Consider the following 587-nt stretch of genomic DNA (forward strand, 5'->3'; position numbering starts at 1 on the left):
ATACAATCCTATTTTAGGGCTGAGACAATCCCCAGCCATTAAGCTGTAATTAAAAGTTAACTAATTATTGCATTGTTAATTCAGCATACACGGTTGTTATTTTTAGATGTTATTTTTTCACCCCCGTCAATCTGAATTCAACATTAACTTCATCAAATATACCTTTTAATAATTCGACTTCGCATTTTGCTTCATTGTCATTATCGGCTTCAACCCAGAGTGTTGTCGCTTGACTGTTAATTGAGAGATATATAATTTCAACTTCGTACATTTTTACAACTCCTAATTTTAATTAAGGTATGACTGGACTATTTTTGACAGTAGCATTAGTAAACCCTTTTCTTAATCGCCCGGTTTTACTGAGGGCGTCAATATATTGTTCGCTAGATATATTTATTTCAGGTTCCTTTTGGCCTTTAATCTTTTTTATTTGCTTCTCCATGATTTCCATTTCTTTTATCAGTCCAAAAACCAGATCTTGTATTGCACCGATGGCATAAGATTCATCACATTCTTTCTTATATGATTCTTGCCATATGTGGAGAAGGGCCTCTATCTGCTTTGTCTTTACCTCTGTATGTGAGAAA

Annotated in this window: 2 protein-coding genes; both read right to left on the reverse strand. The window is 33.9% G+C overall.

The features are described 5' to 3' along the window. Positions 1–109 precede the first annotated feature (109 nt). Positions 110–271: a hypothetical protein gene (locus AACQ83_RS24395; RefSeq protein ID WP_155416471.1), complete on the reverse strand. Its 162-nt coding sequence runs from the start codon at positions 269–271 to the stop codon at positions 110–112. Positions 272–292: 21 nt separating this feature from the next. After that, on the reverse strand, positions 293–587 hold a 295-nt coding region (locus AACQ83_RS24400), incomplete at its 5' end, for a hypothetical protein (protein WP_158537833.1).

It is taken from the genome of Photorhabdus sp. S10-54, assembly GCF_963878145.1.
GTDB lineage: Bacteria > Pseudomonadota > Gammaproteobacteria > Enterobacterales > Enterobacteriaceae > Photorhabdus > Photorhabdus kayaii.